This window comes from Neisseria flavescens (assembly GCF_001618065.1).
Lineage (GTDB): Bacteria > Pseudomonadota > Gammaproteobacteria > Burkholderiales > Neisseriaceae > Neisseria > Neisseria flavescens_A.
Genome location: NZ_LAEI01000038.1, coordinates 1 through 13,005 on the forward strand (window position 1 = coordinate 1; position 13,005 = coordinate 13,005).

At 48.8% G+C, this 13,005-nt stretch carries 22 protein-coding genes and 2 pseudogenes; 17 read left to right on the plus strand and 7 right to left on the minus strand.

Going from position 1 to position 13,005, the window contains the following annotated elements; all coding sequences use genetic code 11:
* A partial coding sequence (locus TW89_RS11830; RefSeq protein WP_225522183.1) for a hypothetical protein occupies positions 1–192 on the plus strand: 192 nt, incomplete at its 5' end.
* Positions 193–198: 6 nt separating this feature from the next.
* Here TW89_RS11830 and TW89_RS04915 read toward each other — a convergent pair.
* From TW89_RS04915 to TW89_RS04945, 7 genes and pseudogenes are all read right to left on the minus strand, one after another.
* Positions 199–741, minus strand: a complete 543-nt coding sequence (locus TW89_RS04915; RefSeq protein WP_128580725.1) for an opacity family porin — start codon at positions 739–741, stop codon at positions 199–201.
* A gap of 264 nt (positions 742–1,005) precedes the next feature.
* Positions 1,006–1,308: a DNA adenine methylase gene (locus TW89_RS04920; protein WP_283114556.1), complete on the minus strand. Its 303-nt coding sequence runs from the start codon at positions 1,306–1,308 to the stop codon at positions 1,006–1,008.
* Positions 1,309–1,404: 96 nt separating this feature from the next.
* Positions 1,405–2,196, minus strand: a complete 792-nt coding sequence (locus TW89_RS04925; protein ID WP_128580727.1) for a hypothetical protein — start codon at positions 2,194–2,196, stop codon at positions 1,405–1,407.
* Positions 2,197–2,199: 3 nt separating this feature from the next.
* Entirely contained in the window at positions 2,200–2,832 is a 633-nt protein-coding gene (locus TW89_RS04930; protein ID WP_128580728.1) for a hypothetical protein, read from the minus strand.
* Positions 2,833–2,846: 14 nt separating this feature from the next.
* Positions 2,847–3,437 (minus strand): annotated as a pseudogene (locus TW89_RS12015) (hypothetical protein); the annotation flags it as partial.
* A gap of 29 nt (positions 3,438–3,466) precedes the next feature.
* A complete protein-coding gene (locus tag TW89_RS04940) occupies positions 3,467–3,745 on the minus strand; it encodes a DNA-binding phage protein (protein ID WP_049322374.1) in 279 nt (92 codons plus the stop codon).
* The gene (locus TW89_RS04945) at positions 3,745–3,945 is read right to left on the minus strand and encodes a DNA-binding protein (RefSeq protein WP_128580729.1); all 201 of its coding nucleotides are present in this window, start codon (positions 3,943–3,945) and stop codon (positions 3,745–3,747) included. The genes TW89_RS04940 and TW89_RS04945 overlap by 1 nt, the downstream gene beginning before the upstream one ends.
* 140 nt (positions 3,946–4,085) lie before the next feature.
* Here TW89_RS04945 and TW89_RS04950 point away from each other — a divergent pair, with 140 nt between their 5' ends.
* The 16 genes and pseudogenes from TW89_RS04950 to TW89_RS12025 all read left to right on the plus strand — a co-directional run.
* Positions 4,086–4,757, plus strand: coding sequence for a LexA family transcriptional regulator (locus tag TW89_RS04950; RefSeq protein WP_128580730.1), 672 nt, complete (start codon positions 4,086–4,088; stop codon positions 4,755–4,757).
* A 17-nt stretch (positions 4,758–4,774) separates the two neighbouring features.
* A complete protein-coding gene (locus TW89_RS04955) occupies positions 4,775–5,002 on the plus strand; it encodes an excalibur calcium-binding domain-containing protein (protein ID WP_128580731.1) in 228 nt (75 codons plus the stop codon).
* A gap of 18 nt (positions 5,003–5,020) precedes the next feature.
* Positions 5,021–5,611, plus strand: a complete 591-nt coding sequence (locus TW89_RS04960) for a hypothetical protein (protein ID WP_128580732.1) — start codon at positions 5,021–5,023, stop codon at positions 5,609–5,611.
* Positions 5,612–5,702: 91 nt separating this feature from the next.
* On the plus strand, positions 5,703–6,206 hold the full coding sequence (locus TW89_RS04965; protein WP_128580733.1) for a glycoside hydrolase family 108 protein: 504 nt from the start codon (positions 5,703–5,705) through the stop codon (positions 6,204–6,206).
* Positions 6,207–6,219: 13 nt separating this feature from the next.
* Positions 6,220–6,393, plus strand: a complete 174-nt coding sequence (locus tag TW89_RS11705; RefSeq protein WP_164836699.1) for a hypothetical protein — start codon at positions 6,220–6,222, stop codon at positions 6,391–6,393.
* The gene (locus tag TW89_RS12210; RefSeq protein ID WP_128580734.1) at positions 6,318–6,647 is read left to right on the plus strand and encodes a hypothetical protein; all 330 of its coding nucleotides are present in this window, start codon (positions 6,318–6,320) and stop codon (positions 6,645–6,647) included. The genes TW89_RS11705 and TW89_RS12210 overlap by 76 nt, the downstream gene beginning before the upstream one ends.
* Positions 6,631–7,026 carry a hypothetical protein gene (locus tag TW89_RS04975; RefSeq protein WP_128580735.1) on the plus strand — a complete coding sequence of 132 codons (396 nt, stop codon included), beginning with the start codon at positions 6,631–6,633 and terminating at the stop codon, positions 7,024–7,026. Before TW89_RS12210 ends, TW89_RS04975 begins: the two co-directional genes overlap by 17 nt.
* Positions 7,007–7,225, plus strand: a complete 219-nt coding sequence (locus tag TW89_RS04980; RefSeq protein WP_049322366.1) for a hypothetical protein — start codon at positions 7,007–7,009, stop codon at positions 7,223–7,225. Before TW89_RS04975 ends, TW89_RS04980 begins: the two co-directional genes overlap by 20 nt.
* A complete protein-coding gene (locus tag TW89_RS04985; protein ID WP_049332755.1) occupies positions 7,218–7,427 on the plus strand; it encodes a TraR/DksA family transcriptional regulator in 210 nt (69 codons plus the stop codon). The genes TW89_RS04980 and TW89_RS04985 overlap by 8 nt, the downstream gene beginning before the upstream one ends.
* A 2-nt stretch (positions 7,428–7,429) precedes the next feature.
* Positions 7,430–7,750, plus strand: coding sequence for a hypothetical protein (locus TW89_RS04990; RefSeq protein WP_128580736.1), 321 nt, complete (start codon positions 7,430–7,432; stop codon positions 7,748–7,750).
* Entirely contained in the window at positions 7,747–8,064 is a 318-nt protein-coding gene (locus TW89_RS04995; RefSeq protein WP_049322364.1) for a hypothetical protein, read from the plus strand. Before TW89_RS04990 ends, TW89_RS04995 begins: the two co-directional genes overlap by 4 nt.
* Positions 8,065–8,066: 2 nt before the next feature.
* Positions 8,067–8,606 (plus strand): DUF3486 family protein, encoded by a 540-nt coding sequence (locus TW89_RS05000; protein WP_128580739.1) that lies wholly within the window; start codon positions 8,067–8,069, stop codon positions 8,604–8,606.
* Positions 8,607–8,729: 123 nt separating this feature from the next.
* Positions 8,730–10,232, plus strand: a complete 1,503-nt coding sequence (locus TW89_RS05005; protein WP_128580737.1) for a terminase large subunit domain-containing protein — start codon at positions 8,730–8,732, stop codon at positions 10,230–10,232.
* Between the two features lie 21 nt (positions 10,233–10,253).
* Complete coding sequence (locus tag TW89_RS05010; RefSeq protein ID WP_128580738.1) at positions 10,254–11,765, plus strand: DUF935 domain-containing protein; 1,512 nt, start codon at positions 10,254–10,256, stop codon at positions 11,763–11,765.
* A pseudogene (locus TW89_RS05015) lies at positions 11,762–12,650 on the plus strand (phage head morphogenesis protein). The gene TW89_RS05010 and the pseudogene TW89_RS05015 overlap by 4 nt, the downstream one beginning before the upstream one ends.
* Positions 12,651–12,652: 2 nt before the next feature.
* On the plus strand, positions 12,653–13,005 hold a 353-nt coding region (locus TW89_RS12025), incomplete at its 3' end, for a phage virion morphogenesis protein (protein ID WP_283114568.1).

Below are 13,005 nucleotides of genomic sequence, written 5' to 3' on the forward strand. Positions count from 1 at the left end.
GATGTGTTTGGCGATCATGGCTTGGGCGGTTTGTTGAAAGAAGGTGGTCATGGAAAATCCCCTAAATGTCTTGGTGGGAATTTAGGGGATTTTGGGGAATTTTGCAAAGGTCTCAGGCCGTCTGAAATCCTGAGAAACAGGTTTCAGACGGCCTTTTGTTACTTGATATTTGAAGCAATGATTGCTTCATGACAAGAATTAGAATGTTACGCGTACACCGGCAGATACTTCGTGAGTATGGAGCTTAACGTTATTGATCTTGCTCCAGTGGTTATAGCGATAGCCTGCATCCAATGCTACATTTTGAGTTACATCGTAACTTACACCAGCCATTGCACCTACGCCAATTTTAGTATCTTTACGTTCAGCTGTTTGTCCGGCTGTTTGATATTTATGAGTAGAGTGGTTAAGGCCCAGGCGAGCACCTACATAAGGTTTTACAGGGGCTTGCAGGTCAAAATCATAAATAGCAGATACACCGTCACTGTGATATTTAGCCTCAGCATATACCGAAGGTACATTAATCTTTGCAGATTTATAATGCGTATAGTCGGCGGCAACACGGAAATCGCCGAAATCATAGCCTACAGAAATACGAGGGCTAAAGCCTTTAATTGATGCGCCACCCAGTTTTACAGTAGCATGACCAGCATCAGCTTGAACATAAAAACCTTTGGTTGCATCAGCCAATGCAAATGTAGGCAGGGAAAGAGCAATCAGTGTTACCAGAACTTTTTTCATTGTTTTGTCCTTAATGTAGGATTAGAAGTAGTGGATAATCGCCGGGGTTGGTCGTTCCCAACAATTATTCTGATTGTATTTTCTTGTGGAAAATTAAGCAAATCTAAAAACGTTTTAGCTGTTGTAAATGAAGCGCGCCGAGATAAATCAGACGATTTTTTGAGAAAAATAAAATGCTCTTTTATTTCATAATGTGAAAGCTATTTTCAAATCCTGCCGATCTTAGGCAGGATTTTTTCTATAACGCGACGACACCGTCGCTTTTTACCAATTGCAGATAACTAGCTCTCCACTTGTTTTTTGTGTTTTATCTCGACTAATAGAATATACCAGATTCAGTTCGGTAATTCGGAAGCCTTTAAACAATTCACGGATATCTGGATGGTCGTTGATAGAGAGCATGACTTTACCCTTGCATTCGCGCATCATTTTGGCCAGCAGCTCATACTGAGACCAATCAAATGAACGATCATAACCTGTAGTTTGCCAATACGGTGGGTCTGCGTAGAAAAATCTATGCTCTCGGTCGTACCGTTGAAAACAACGCTCCCATGATTCATTTTCCACATATACGCCACTCAACCGACAATCTCACCTTAAACAAGTGCGTGTCGCCGCGATAGAGGGTAAAGTTTTGTGTTTTAGGAGCCATTGCTGACAGCCTTATCGATTTTCCCAAGCCGATGTATTGTATTTACGACGGGCGTATTCAAGTAATAAGTCACTAATGTATTGGCTGTCTTCGATATAGCCGTTAAAGACCATTACATGCCCGATATAGCCTTTCCAGCCAATAGCTACTTCTGGGTTTGCACTCTCTGGCCATTTGCCAATATAAATTGGTTCTGTTTTAAGTGTTCGTGGAGCCAGATTAGATTGCTGCACAACAGATTCCTCAGAACGAATAGTGCTGCGATTCTCCGTTAAATTGGTCGAAGCAATCACAGAAATTGGCTTCCCTGGCAAATTGCCGCCACCGTTTAAAAAGAGATTTGCAGAGTTGATCCCAATATTACTGTTATTAGCGTAAAGCGTTACAGTTGCATTAGTTTTACCGGCAACCAAAACAGTGTTGATCGGATTGGTGATTTCGCTTTTTACCGCAAAAACAACAAAAGTAACCTTATCCCAAGCCGCATTAAAAACATTACCCTCAGATACCATACCTACCGAGCCATCAAAATAAGCAGATGACAACCCACCTAAAACACTGCCATCTACGACGGGTGCTGAAGAATGGTCTGCGACAAGATGGTTGGCGGCGGCCGATTTATCCAGAATCTTAGTGATTTTACCGCCACTCACAGTACGTGACGCAGTGTCACTCATATCCCAAAATCCACGTAAATTAGGCAAAGACAGAATCTCTGACTCCAGTGCCGAAATATCGCGGTCAATAATTACTGGCAATTTCTTATTACCGAAGACTGTATTTAAACGAACCAATTGTCCCATGACTTACTCCTGGTTGATGGGCAGTTCAAAAGTGAAAGCCCAGTTATATAAATTAAATTTCCCATCCAACGACATCGCTGGGTCAGAATCCCGTAAATTTCCACGGGCACCTTCAGTTTTGCCACTTTTACCGCCAATACCATTGTCAAAAGCATAGGTAATTGTGGCAGTCGGTGGTAGTTCATCCGTGGCTACAATGCGTACTTTATTTTGGTCGGGCAAGAGTTCAACCGATGAAATGGCTACTTCTCCTGCGTTATAAAGCGAGAAGCCGTAGTTACCAGGATTACTAACCAAAGACTCATCGAAAACCAATGGAGCGACCGGTACTTCAAATTCGATTTCGACGGTGCATGCATCAATCTTTCTTAAAGCCTTCGGACGTAACCCAAGCCAATCACGCCCCTCATCAATTACAATTTTCTTCACTTTGGCGTAATATTCACCGAGCCATTTAGTATCATTTGCCAAAATGTGCGCATAATCTTTGTAGCTAAACTGGTATTTCGGACAAACAAGAAAAATACGAGGATGCTCAGCCGAGGCTTTTAACTGCAAAAGAGGCGTAGTGAATTGGTGTCGTGTAGGTGCAGTCTTCTTATAACCAGCAGCACTACTAGTTTGGCAGGTCAACATAACTGGCTGTTCTTTTTCGGCTCTCTTACACCGGTTTGCTTCTTAGCCAGCTTTTCGGCCAGCTCGTCAACCTTCTTGTTCTTGTCGGCAATGACTTTGTCTTTCGCTTCAGCCGTTTCGCGGCTCTCGCGCAAGGCCACGCGCAGCTCCTTAACAGTCATGCGGTCGACATCATCAAGCGTATTGCCGTTGATTTCGCCGCCTTCGGCAAACTCCAGCAAGGTGTCGTCATCTTCCACCAGCAGCTCCAGCAGTTTGGACTTTCCAAGTTTCATCAGCTGTGGCTGCGCCTGTTTCATTTTTGGGTCAATAAAGCGCAACGTGGCATTCATTAAGCGTTGCGATTCACGGCGACCTAAGCCAAACTCTTTCTCAGCAATCTCAGCAAAACGGCCATGCGGCGTATGCTCTTTGATGATGATGAGTGCGCGACCCAGCTCAAACATACCTTCCATTGTTTGGCGTACCGCAAAACGTCCCCGTTCAATCCAAACAGCCTCGTTGTAAGCCTCGCCATTTGAAAAACGATCCATAACCGCCATGCTGTGTATTGCCAGTTCGTTTGCCGTTGCGCCAACCGCGTGTCCTAATACTTCCATTTTTATCTCCTGCAAATGCGACGACGTCGTCGCATTTAATAAACTCGTTGTTCAATTTCCTGCAAACGTGCAGTCAAACGTTCTTGTTGCTGTCTGAAACGTTCCGCGATTTGCAAGGTTTTAATGCTGTACGCAAAATTGCCGTTATCCAGCTTGACCACCAACCCCTCCGCAATCAAGTCTTCCAAGTCCCGGCTGACATGTACCGGCGAAATACCGAGGCCGTCTGAAATTTCCTTGTTGCTGATACCTATAATCGGATGGGCTTCCAATGCCTTAAAGACTTTTAAAAGTCGTACGCCTTTGGCACTCATCACGCACTCCGTTTCACATCGCCCGATTGCTGCTTGATGCCCAGCTCTACCGCAATTTCATGCGCTTTGCCGCGATTGGCTTTAATCGTGCCGTTCAAAATCCGCGACACATACGTCGGGTCGTAGCCGCGTTCGTCGCACCAAGATTTAATGGTCTCCCCACGCTTACGGAAACCTTCTTTTACTTTTTCTGCATTCACGGAATATCTCCTATTTCATCTCGTGATAGAATGTTAAATATTTAAAGATTTAAACAATCTTGCTTAAATGTTGGATAAATAATAACTGGAATATTTCTATTAAGCAAGATTATTTCTAGGATATTTTCAGAATTAATTCTATGAGTTTGATTTTTACAAGAAATATTCGTGAGTTATTGAGTGAAAAAGACCTCACTATTGCAGAATTTGCGGATGCTATCGGCGAAAAAGTGTCCCGAATAAATGATGTTTTGAGTGGGAAGCAACGTCCCCCATTTGATATAGTAGAAAAAATCCTGACAACTTTTGATGTTGATGCGCGTTGGCTGATTACAGGTAAGAATAATTCCAGAATTGAGCCGGCTGACATCAGGAATTATTCTGAATCACTCGACTACGACTACGTTCCAATGTTTGATGTGGAAGTATCCGCAGGCAACGGCGCGGCTGCCTATGGCGTGACCGACCCGGCCATGCACTTGGCCTTTAGAAAAGACTGGCTCAAATCACGCGGCCTGTTTGCCAAAGACCTCAACTGCGTGGTGGCACGAGGCGACAGCATGGAGCCCACCATCAACAGCAAAGACACGCTGCTGGTCGACACCAGTAAAAACAACCCGCGCGATGGCCAAATTTATGTGATTCGCTCCGGCGACACGCTGTGGGTAAAGCGTATTCAAAAGCAGCTTGACGGCAGCCTGCTGCTGATTTCCGATAACGACACCTACCCGCCGATGTCACTGACCTTGGCAGACCACCCCGATATTCAGGTGATTGGACAGGTGGTTCAAATCTCAAAAGATCTGAGCTAAACCAACAAGGAGAGCACATGAAAAAGTCTTATTTAACCGCTTTGTTACCGGCTTTGCTGTTGCTGGCACCATCTGTGGCTACAGCCAAAAGCTGCAAGGATTTCCCAACCCATCAGGCCGCACAGAAGTATTTCCAAGCGAAAAAGCCAGGCTGGAAGCAATTGGATAGAGATGGAGACGGCCGTGCTTGCGACTGCAACCCGGGAGGCAATGGCAAGAAATGTCCTAAAAAAGGTAAAAAATAAACTGGGGGAGTACATACGATGAAAACCACGACATTTTTAGCCATGTTGATGCTCGCTTTATCAGCATCAGTAAATGCAAAAGGCGTGATTAAAACCGGTGGAATGATCGGACCACACCCACAGACTTTCTCTGACCGGTTTAATGGCATGAAAAGTGATATTCCCGGACTATTCCCAAGAATTTCCATCACAACAGGCAAAATCAACCAAATACAAAATCTTGGCAATGGGGTAACACTAACTGCCAAGCTGGTATCGGCAGCTGATGCTTTTGAAACAGTGGGAATGACATGCAATACACAAACGAGCACTAAGCGAATTACTGCCTGTATGTTGGGAATGTATTATGCGGCAACCGCCCTTGATACAAGCATTAACCAAACCCGATTCATGGATAACATCAAGGCCGCAACAAATACTGGTTTTTCCATTTATAATCAAAATGGTATTGATTATGCAATTACTGTGAATCGTAAAAAGAAAAGTGTTGCTATGATTGCTAAATCTGATACACCTATGCAAATTGAGCAAATGGAGGATATTGACGAAGAACACATGAAAAGCAGCAAATGTAATCCGATGGTGGAACTTTGCATCAAAGCTAAATAGTCATTTGTTTTTAACCCGCACTAAAAGCCCATTCAGACGGCCTTTTCTAAAATCCCTGTATTGATTTCAACCTCAATACAGGGATTTTTTCATGTCCACCAAATTCAATCAATTCATTGAGCGCGTCCTCTCCCACGAGGGCGGCTACGTCAATCATCCCAAAGACCCCGGCGGTGAAACCAACTGGGGCATTACCAAGCGTACCGCACAGGCAAACGGCTACAACGGCTCCATGCGCGCCATGACACGCGAACAAGCGATCGGCATTTACCGTCAAGCATTTTGGGAACGCTATCACGCCGATCAAATGCCGGAAGCGGTTGCGTTCCAATTCTTCGATGCCTGCATCAACCACGGCCATGGTAATGCTGCCCGTATGCTGCAACGCGCCGCAGGCGTGCCGGACGACGGCGTTATCGGAGCAGTCAGCCTCAAAGCCATCAATTCACTTCCTGAAAATGATCTCCTGCTCCGTTTTAACGCCGAGCGTCTAGTCTTTTATACCAAGCTGGGTACGTTCGGATCTTTTGGCAAAGGCTGGATTCGTCGCGTGGCACAAAACCTGATTCATGCGTCTGCAGATAACACCGATTAAAGGGAGACAAACCATGTCAAAAAAGTCACTCATCGCCCTAATGACCGCAGCCATGCTGCCCGATTTCAGCCACAGCGACCTGGGCATTCGCTACGCCATGCCGACTCAGGGGTGCTGGATGCAAGCCCACCGCAAGAGCGGGGTAGCCGCCGCGAAACGCGCGGCCAAAAAAAAGCGTCGCAAATAACCGCCTTTTTCAAATGGTTGGGCGGCTTGGTATCTAATCCGGCCACAGGGAAAATCAGCCATACCAAACTATGGGCAAACGTGGCAGCCGCCTCTATGACCTATAAGTTCTCGCAAACAGCGGATGCGCCGGAATGGCTCTGGTGGGCTTATGGCGCATTGGTCGGCGGGTATGCATTAATCAAACGCGGCATCGCGGCGATTCCGCAGGTCGCTGAAATCCATAAAGGAAAAGACGATGTGGAAAACGCTTAACCCTATTTGGCAGACCCTGATTCTGATTTTGCTGATAGCAGGTGCAGTACCAACGATTTATTTCTGCGGCTATAAGTCCTCAGCAAAGAAGGCGGAAGCTGAAAAAGCCAAAGTCATTGCTACTTATCAGGCTTCAGCCTTGGTCGCCGAGCAGCTCTATACCGAAAAGCTCAAAGCGGCTAATGAAGAAAAACAGCGTTGGTTTGATTTCGCACAAGCACAAAGCCGCGATTTGGCAACCGCCTATCAACAAATCGGCCGCCAAGCGGCTCAATTGGAGAAGCAGATTGATGAAACTGTACAAAAAGACGGCAACCGTTTTAACGGCCTTGGCACTAACAGCGTGCAACTCTACAACCGTGCCCTCGGCCACGATTAAAACCGTTACCGTAGCGGAAATCCCCCCCGTCTCTTCCGAGCTGCTGCTCGTTCACGAACGCCCCGAGCGTCTGAGTGGCGGCTCTCCCGAACAACTTTTAAACCACGCCGTCCGCTATGGCGAATACTGCCAAAAACTGGAAAAACAAATTTCTGGCTGGCAGACATGGTACAAGAAAGGCCGTCTGAAAAATGACTGATTTTGCCGACCGCGCATCCGAACGCGAAGCCATCTTTCTCGCAGCATCACTGGCAAAGCATCAACCGCCGTCTGAAACCACCGCCAGCCTCAGTCATTGTGAAGATTGCGGTGCGCCGATACCAAAAGCAAGACAACAGGCAGTCAAAGGCTGTACGCGCTGCGTTGTCTGCCAAGAATATTTTGAACACGGATGGCCATAAAAATGGAAAAAACCTTTATTCACATCGAGTTTTGGCAACTTGTCGGCTTTTTACTCTCATTCCTCGGCATCTGTTTCACCTTCGGCAAAATGCTGCTGACTCAATTCCGCGAGCAGCAGGACGAACGCCAAAAACAGCAGGAACGCCTACAGGGTAAAGTCGAAATCATGGAAAACAAACTGGCGGAATTCAATGCCGGCCTGCCGCTCACATACGTCCTGCGTGAAGACTACATCCGTAATCAAGTCGTCCTCGAAGCCAAACTCGACAACGTCGCAGAAAAACTCACTGAAATCTACAAAATGGAAAGCGTAAAAAAATGATTAGCCAGGAACTGATCGCCAAACAACGGCGCGAGGGTATGCGTTGGAACATTATCAACACCCTTAATAAAGCCCGACCGCACACGACAAGCGAAACCTTCTTGTTGGATATCATGAACGCGATTTATCCGCAAACCACCGCATTGGAGCTACGCCAACAACTTGATTATCTGGCTGACCGCAAAATGGTAGACCTCAATAAAGCCCCGCACGGCCTGTGGTTTGCCGACTTGACCAGTTTAGGTGTCGATATTGCCGAATATACGGTGGAGTGCCGTGCCGGTATTGCACGGCCTGAGAAAGTATGGAGCTAGGCATGGCGCAACGCAGCAGCATTGAAAAACTCCCCGAAGCCGTCCGACATGAATTTGAACGGAAGCTGGTAGAAAACGGTTTTTCAGACTACCAAGCCATTGCTGAATGGCTGCAAGACCAAGGCTATGAAATCAGCCGCTCAGCCGCCCACCGCTACGGCCAAAAAGTGCAACGTCGTTTCGCCGCCATCAAATCCAGCACCGAAGCCGCGCGACTGATTGCCGAAGGCGCAGCCGATGAAGGCGATACCCGTAGCGAAGCATTGGTTGCAATGGTGCAGTCCGAATTATTTGAAGCCATGTTGGAAATTGGTGAAATGGAAGACTTATCGGCTGTAGACAGGTTTAGCATGGTTGCGAAAGCGGCCAAAAATATCGCGACTCTAACATCAGCCAGCACACGCCTGAAAGAGTATCAGGCCAAGGTCAAAGCCAAAGTGGCCGCTGCTGCCGATGATGTAGCCAAACAGGCTAGAAAAGGTGGTTTGTCCGACGAAGCGGCCGAAGCCATCCGTAAACAGATCTTGGGGATTGCGTCATGATTACCTGTATCAGACTTAAAAACAAACTTCCTCCCAGTCGTGGCAGACGCCATCCTTTGAGTAGGAATATCAAAATTTCCCAATCAACATGCCGAATGATTAGAAAGCAAATTCTAGGTATCGATGATGTCGCCTGAAAATAAAATCGAAGACCGCACCCCGATGGCGCTGCTGCCTTATCAGCAGCGCTGGTGCGCCGATACTTCGCCGGTCAAGCTGTGCGAAAAATCGCGCCGTATCGGTTTGAGCTGGGGCGAGGCTGCCGACACCGCGCTGCTGGCCGCCTCGGCAAACGGCATGGACAGTTGGTACATCGGCTATAACAAAGACATGGCCTTGGAGTTTATCCGCGACTGTGCAGGCTGGGCGAAGCATTATCAGCTGGCGGCAGGCGAAATCGAAGAAACCGAGGAAGTGTTTGTCGAAGGCGACGACCGCCAGTCGGTGCTGGCGTTTGTCATCCGTTTTGCCTCGGGCTACCGCATTACAGCCTTATCTAGCCGGCCTTCCAACCTACGCGGTAAACAAGGCCGCGTGATTATTGATGAGGCGGCGTTCCACGAGCAGCTTGGCGAGTTGCTTAAAGCGGCAATGGCCTTGCTGATGTGGGGCGGCCAGGTGCATATCATCTCTACGCATGACGGCGTAGACAACCCGTTCAACGAGTTGATTAACGATGTACGTGCAGGGAAAAAACCTTATTCCGTCCACCGCATTACCTTTGACGAAGCGGTCGAACAAGGCTTGTACCGCCGCATCTGTCTGCGTTTGGGCAAGGATTGGACACCCCAAGGCGAAGCCTCGTGGTGTAAGGAAATCCGCGATTTCTACGGTGAAGATGCCAGCGAAGAGTTGGACTGTATCCCGAAAAACGGCGGCGGCAAATGGCTGAACCGTGCCTTAATCGAAAGCCGTATGACCCCATACACGCCGGTTATCCGCTACGACCAGACCGACGACTTCGGCCTGCTGCCCGAACCGCGCCGTGCTGCCGAAGTGGCGGACTGGATAGCCGATACCCTGCAGCCGCTGCTCGACGGTTTGGACAAAACCTGTGTTTCTTTTGTAGGCGAAGACTTTGCCCGCTCGGGCGACCGCACCGTGATTGTGCCGCTCTTACAAAGCAAAGACCTGATTTTAAAACCGCCGTTTGTTTTGGAGCTGGGCAATATGCCGTTTGCCCAGCAGGAGCAAATTATGCAGCACCTGTTGGCCAAGCTACCCAATCTGCGCGGCGCGGCCTTGGATGCGCGAGGCAACGGTCAATCTTTGGCCGAAGCCATGCGCGATGCGTTCGGCGCAGAAGTGGTGGAAGCCGTGATGCTGTCGGAAAACTGGTACCGCACCCATACCGCTCCGTTCAAAGCCGCCCTCGAAGACGGCACACTCGACGGCCTGCCGCGAGATGAAGACATCCTCACCGATTTACGTGCGTTCGAATTAGTCAAAGGCGTGCCTCGTATTCCGGACACCCGAACCAAAGGTCAAGACGGTAAAAAACGCCACGGCGACGCAGCGATTGCCTTTGTCCTTGCCCATTACGCCAGCCGCGAACTCAATGCCGGACCGGTACGCGTGGCCAGCCGCCGCGTGCGTCGAATTAGCAGAACAACGCATGGCTTTTAGGCCGTCTGAAAAGAGAATCCCATGAAAAAACCGCATTTCAAACTCAAAACCAATCATGGCAACATCACCTTCAAACCCGATGACCTGACCGGCCATATCGCCGTCTCACGCCAATTTTTAGGCGGTTTCGGCGGTTGGTTGCCTAATCCTGACCCGATTCTGCGCAAGATGGGCAAGCAAATCCATGTTTACCGCGAATTGTTGCGCGACGAGCTGGTCGGCAGCTTCGTGCGCCGCCGCAAAGCCGCTGTGGCACGGCTGGATTGGAAACTCAGCGGCGATGAGGTCGAAGATCGTGTATTGGATTTTGTCGAAAATTGGCTGGCCGCTGATGTCGATGTTTATAAGATCTGCAAAGACATCATGAATGCCTCATTTTTCGGCTATCAGCCTATCGAAATTATCTGGCAAAAAGGCAGTCAATGGCTGCCGTCTGAAATTGTGGCCAAGCCGCAGGAATGGTTCGGATTCAATGATGAGCGTGAGTTGGTTTTTACCGAAAACGGCTTGAGCCAAGAGCCGCTACCGCCTTATAAATTTCTGTGTCCGCGCCATGAGGACGACTATCTTAACCCTTATGGCCTAGGTGATTTGGGTTTGGTGTTTTGGCTGGTAACTTTCAAACGCGGCGGCATGAAATTTTGGGTAAGTTTCACCGAAAAATACGGCGCACCTTGGCTCATTGGCAAAGAGCCACGCTCCAATACCCATAGCGACACTGAAAAGCTGCTCGACGCATTAGAAGCCTTAATAAGCAATTCGGTCGGCACGATTCCGAATGATTCCAGCGTCGAAATCCACGAAGCCAGCGGAAAGTCATCATCAGTAGATGCATTCGACAAGCTGCTGAAAGAGTGTAAGTCCGGCATCAACATTGCCTTACTTGGCCAAGACCAAACCACCGACAAAGAAACCAACCATGCCAGTGCCAGCGCGGGCTTGGAAATTGCCGACGATATCCGTGACGGCGACCGCCGTATTGTTGAAGCAGCGTTTAACGAATTGATTGAATGGGTGGTGGAACTGAATTTCGGCGATGTGGCTTGTTCGAAATTCGAGCTGTTTGAAAACGAGGAGGCAGGCACGAAAGAGCGTGCCGAGCGCGACAGTATGCTGTCCGGCGCGGGTGTGAAATTCACTCCGCAATATTGGAAACGTACTTATGGCTTAGAGGATGGCGACATCATCGAAACGGCTGAAATCCTGACCATGCCGTCTGAAAACGAACGCAGTGAGTTTCTGAGCAGCAAAAATCGGCCGGTCGATTTCGCAGAAAGCCGAGACGAAAATGATGCCGGTTTAATTATCGACACACTTACCCCCGATGCAGGCCGTCTGAATGAGCAAGGCAAAGCACTGACGGTCGCACTGGTGGCCGAAATCAAAAAAGGAGAAACGCAAGACAATATTCTTGACCGATTGGCCGAAGCCTTCCCCAATATGGACGACAGCATCTTGCAAGAAGAGCTGGCACGAGTGATTTTTTTGTCGGATTTGGTCGGTCGTATTGAAGCGCGTGGAGAGTTGGCATGAATCCCGAAGACATCAAAGCCATTTTCGGCATGAAGCCCGAAGCGGCAGTCGAATACCTGAAGCAAAAAGGCGTGGCTGTTTCGTGGGACTGGCAGGACATGCTGGACGATGCCCACGCCACCGCCTTTACCGTGGCCAAAACCGCAGGTATGGACGTGGCCAACGACATTTATCACGCAGTCGTCAAAGCTGCAGAGACCGGCCAAACACTGGAGCAGTTTCAGAAAACACTTACACCGGTATTGCAAAGCAAAGGTTGGTGGGGACGCACCCCAACAACCAATCCGGACACCGGCGAAGCCCAAACTGCACCGCCTGGAAACCATCTACCTGACCAATATGCAGTCAGCCTACATGGCCGGACGCTACGCTGAAATGATGGATTCTGTCGACACCCACCCGTATTGGCAATACGTCGCAATAAACGACAGCCGCACCCGTGACAGCCACCGTAGAATGCACGGCCGTGTCTATGCAGCAGCCGACCCGGTTTGGGACACCATGTATCCGCCGTTGGATTTCCGCTGCCGCTGCCGCGTGCGTCCATTATCACGCGCCGCAGGAGAAAGCCGTGCCTTACCCAGTCCGACACTTGAGACTCAAACCGTCGACATCGGTAGCAACGAATACACCGGAGAAGCCCGCTACGCCCAACGCACCGGCTTGCGGATTGACGGAAAGTTTGTTGCCCCAAGCGCAGGCTTCAATGCCAACCAAGGAAAAGCCATGCTCTCGCGAATGGCTTCCGTAGCCGTCCAAAAAGCACAATCCGTTCATCCCGATATTGCACGCGTAGCCTTAAAAACCATGATGACCAACAGCAAATTCAAATCCTCATTATCTGCTGTCGATTTGGCATGGGTATTAAAATTAATCAAAGGTTAGATATGCTTGAAATTAATCTTGATACTTCATCACTAGATCGCGGCTTGAGCCAGCTTCTACAAAACGTAAGCCATCCGCGCAAAATGATGAAAGCCATCGCGACCGAAATGACTTCATTAACCGAAGAAAACTTCGAAAGCGAAAGTTTCGGTGGTAACAGATGGAAACAAAGCCAACGCGCAGCTCAAGGCGGGCAGACTCTGCAACTGACCGGCCAACTTGCAGCCAGAGACCTTTGCAAAATAGCCCTTTCCTCAACAGCCGAAGCCCAAAACAGGATTTCGGCTGTTTTCGTTTCAAATATCCACCGATTCTACTCAAATATCCCCTTAATCTCCCTTGGATACCTGATTAA

Bases quoted from the DNA above. Each gene is read 5' to 3' on its own strand.
- TW89_RS04915 (WP_128580725.1), bottom strand. From the start codon at position 741: ATGAAAAAAGTTCTGGTAACACTGATTGCTCTTTCCCTGCCTACATTT.
- TW89_RS04925 (WP_128580727.1), bottom strand. From the start codon at position 2,196: ATGGGACAATTGGTTCGTTTAAATACAGTCTTCGGTAATAAGAAATTG.
- TW89_RS04930 (WP_128580728.1), bottom strand. From the start codon at position 2,832: ATGTTGACCTGCCAAACTAGTAGTGCTGCTGGTTATAAGAAGACTGCA.
- TW89_RS04940 (WP_049322374.1), bottom strand. From the start codon at position 3,745: ATGAGTGCCAAAGGCGTACGACTTTTAAAAGTCTTTAAGGCATTGGAA.
- TW89_RS04950 (WP_128580730.1), top strand. From the start codon at position 4,086: ATGAGTTTGATTTTTACAAGAAATATTCGTGAGTTATTGAGTGAAAAA.
- TW89_RS04955 (WP_128580731.1), top strand. From the start codon at position 4,775: ATGAAAAAGTCTTATTTAACCGCTTTGTTACCGGCTTTGCTGTTGCTG.
- TW89_RS04960 (WP_128580732.1), top strand. From the start codon at position 5,021: ATGAAAACCACGACATTTTTAGCCATGTTGATGCTCGCTTTATCAGCA.
- TW89_RS04965 (WP_128580733.1), top strand. From the start codon at position 5,703: ATGTCCACCAAATTCAATCAATTCATTGAGCGCGTCCTCTCCCACGAG.
- TW89_RS11705 (WP_164836699.1), top strand. From the start codon at position 6,220: ATGTCAAAAAAGTCACTCATCGCCCTAATGACCGCAGCCATGCTGCCC.
- TW89_RS04975 (WP_128580735.1), top strand. From the start codon at position 6,631: ATGTGGAAAACGCTTAACCCTATTTGGCAGACCCTGATTCTGATTTTG.
- TW89_RS04985 (WP_049332755.1), top strand. From the start codon at position 7,218: ATGACTGATTTTGCCGACCGCGCATCCGAACGCGAAGCCATCTTTCTC.
- TW89_RS04990 (WP_128580736.1), top strand. From the start codon at position 7,430: ATGGAAAAAACCTTTATTCACATCGAGTTTTGGCAACTTGTCGGCTTT.
- TW89_RS04995 (WP_049322364.1), top strand. From the start codon at position 7,747: ATGATTAGCCAGGAACTGATCGCCAAACAACGGCGCGAGGGTATGCGT.
- TW89_RS05000 (WP_128580739.1), top strand. From the start codon at position 8,067: ATGGCGCAACGCAGCAGCATTGAAAAACTCCCCGAAGCCGTCCGACAT.
- TW89_RS05005 (WP_128580737.1), top strand. From the start codon at position 8,730: ATGATGTCGCCTGAAAATAAAATCGAAGACCGCACCCCGATGGCGCTG.
- TW89_RS05010 (WP_128580738.1), top strand. From the start codon at position 10,254: ATGAAAAAACCGCATTTCAAACTCAAAACCAATCATGGCAACATCACC.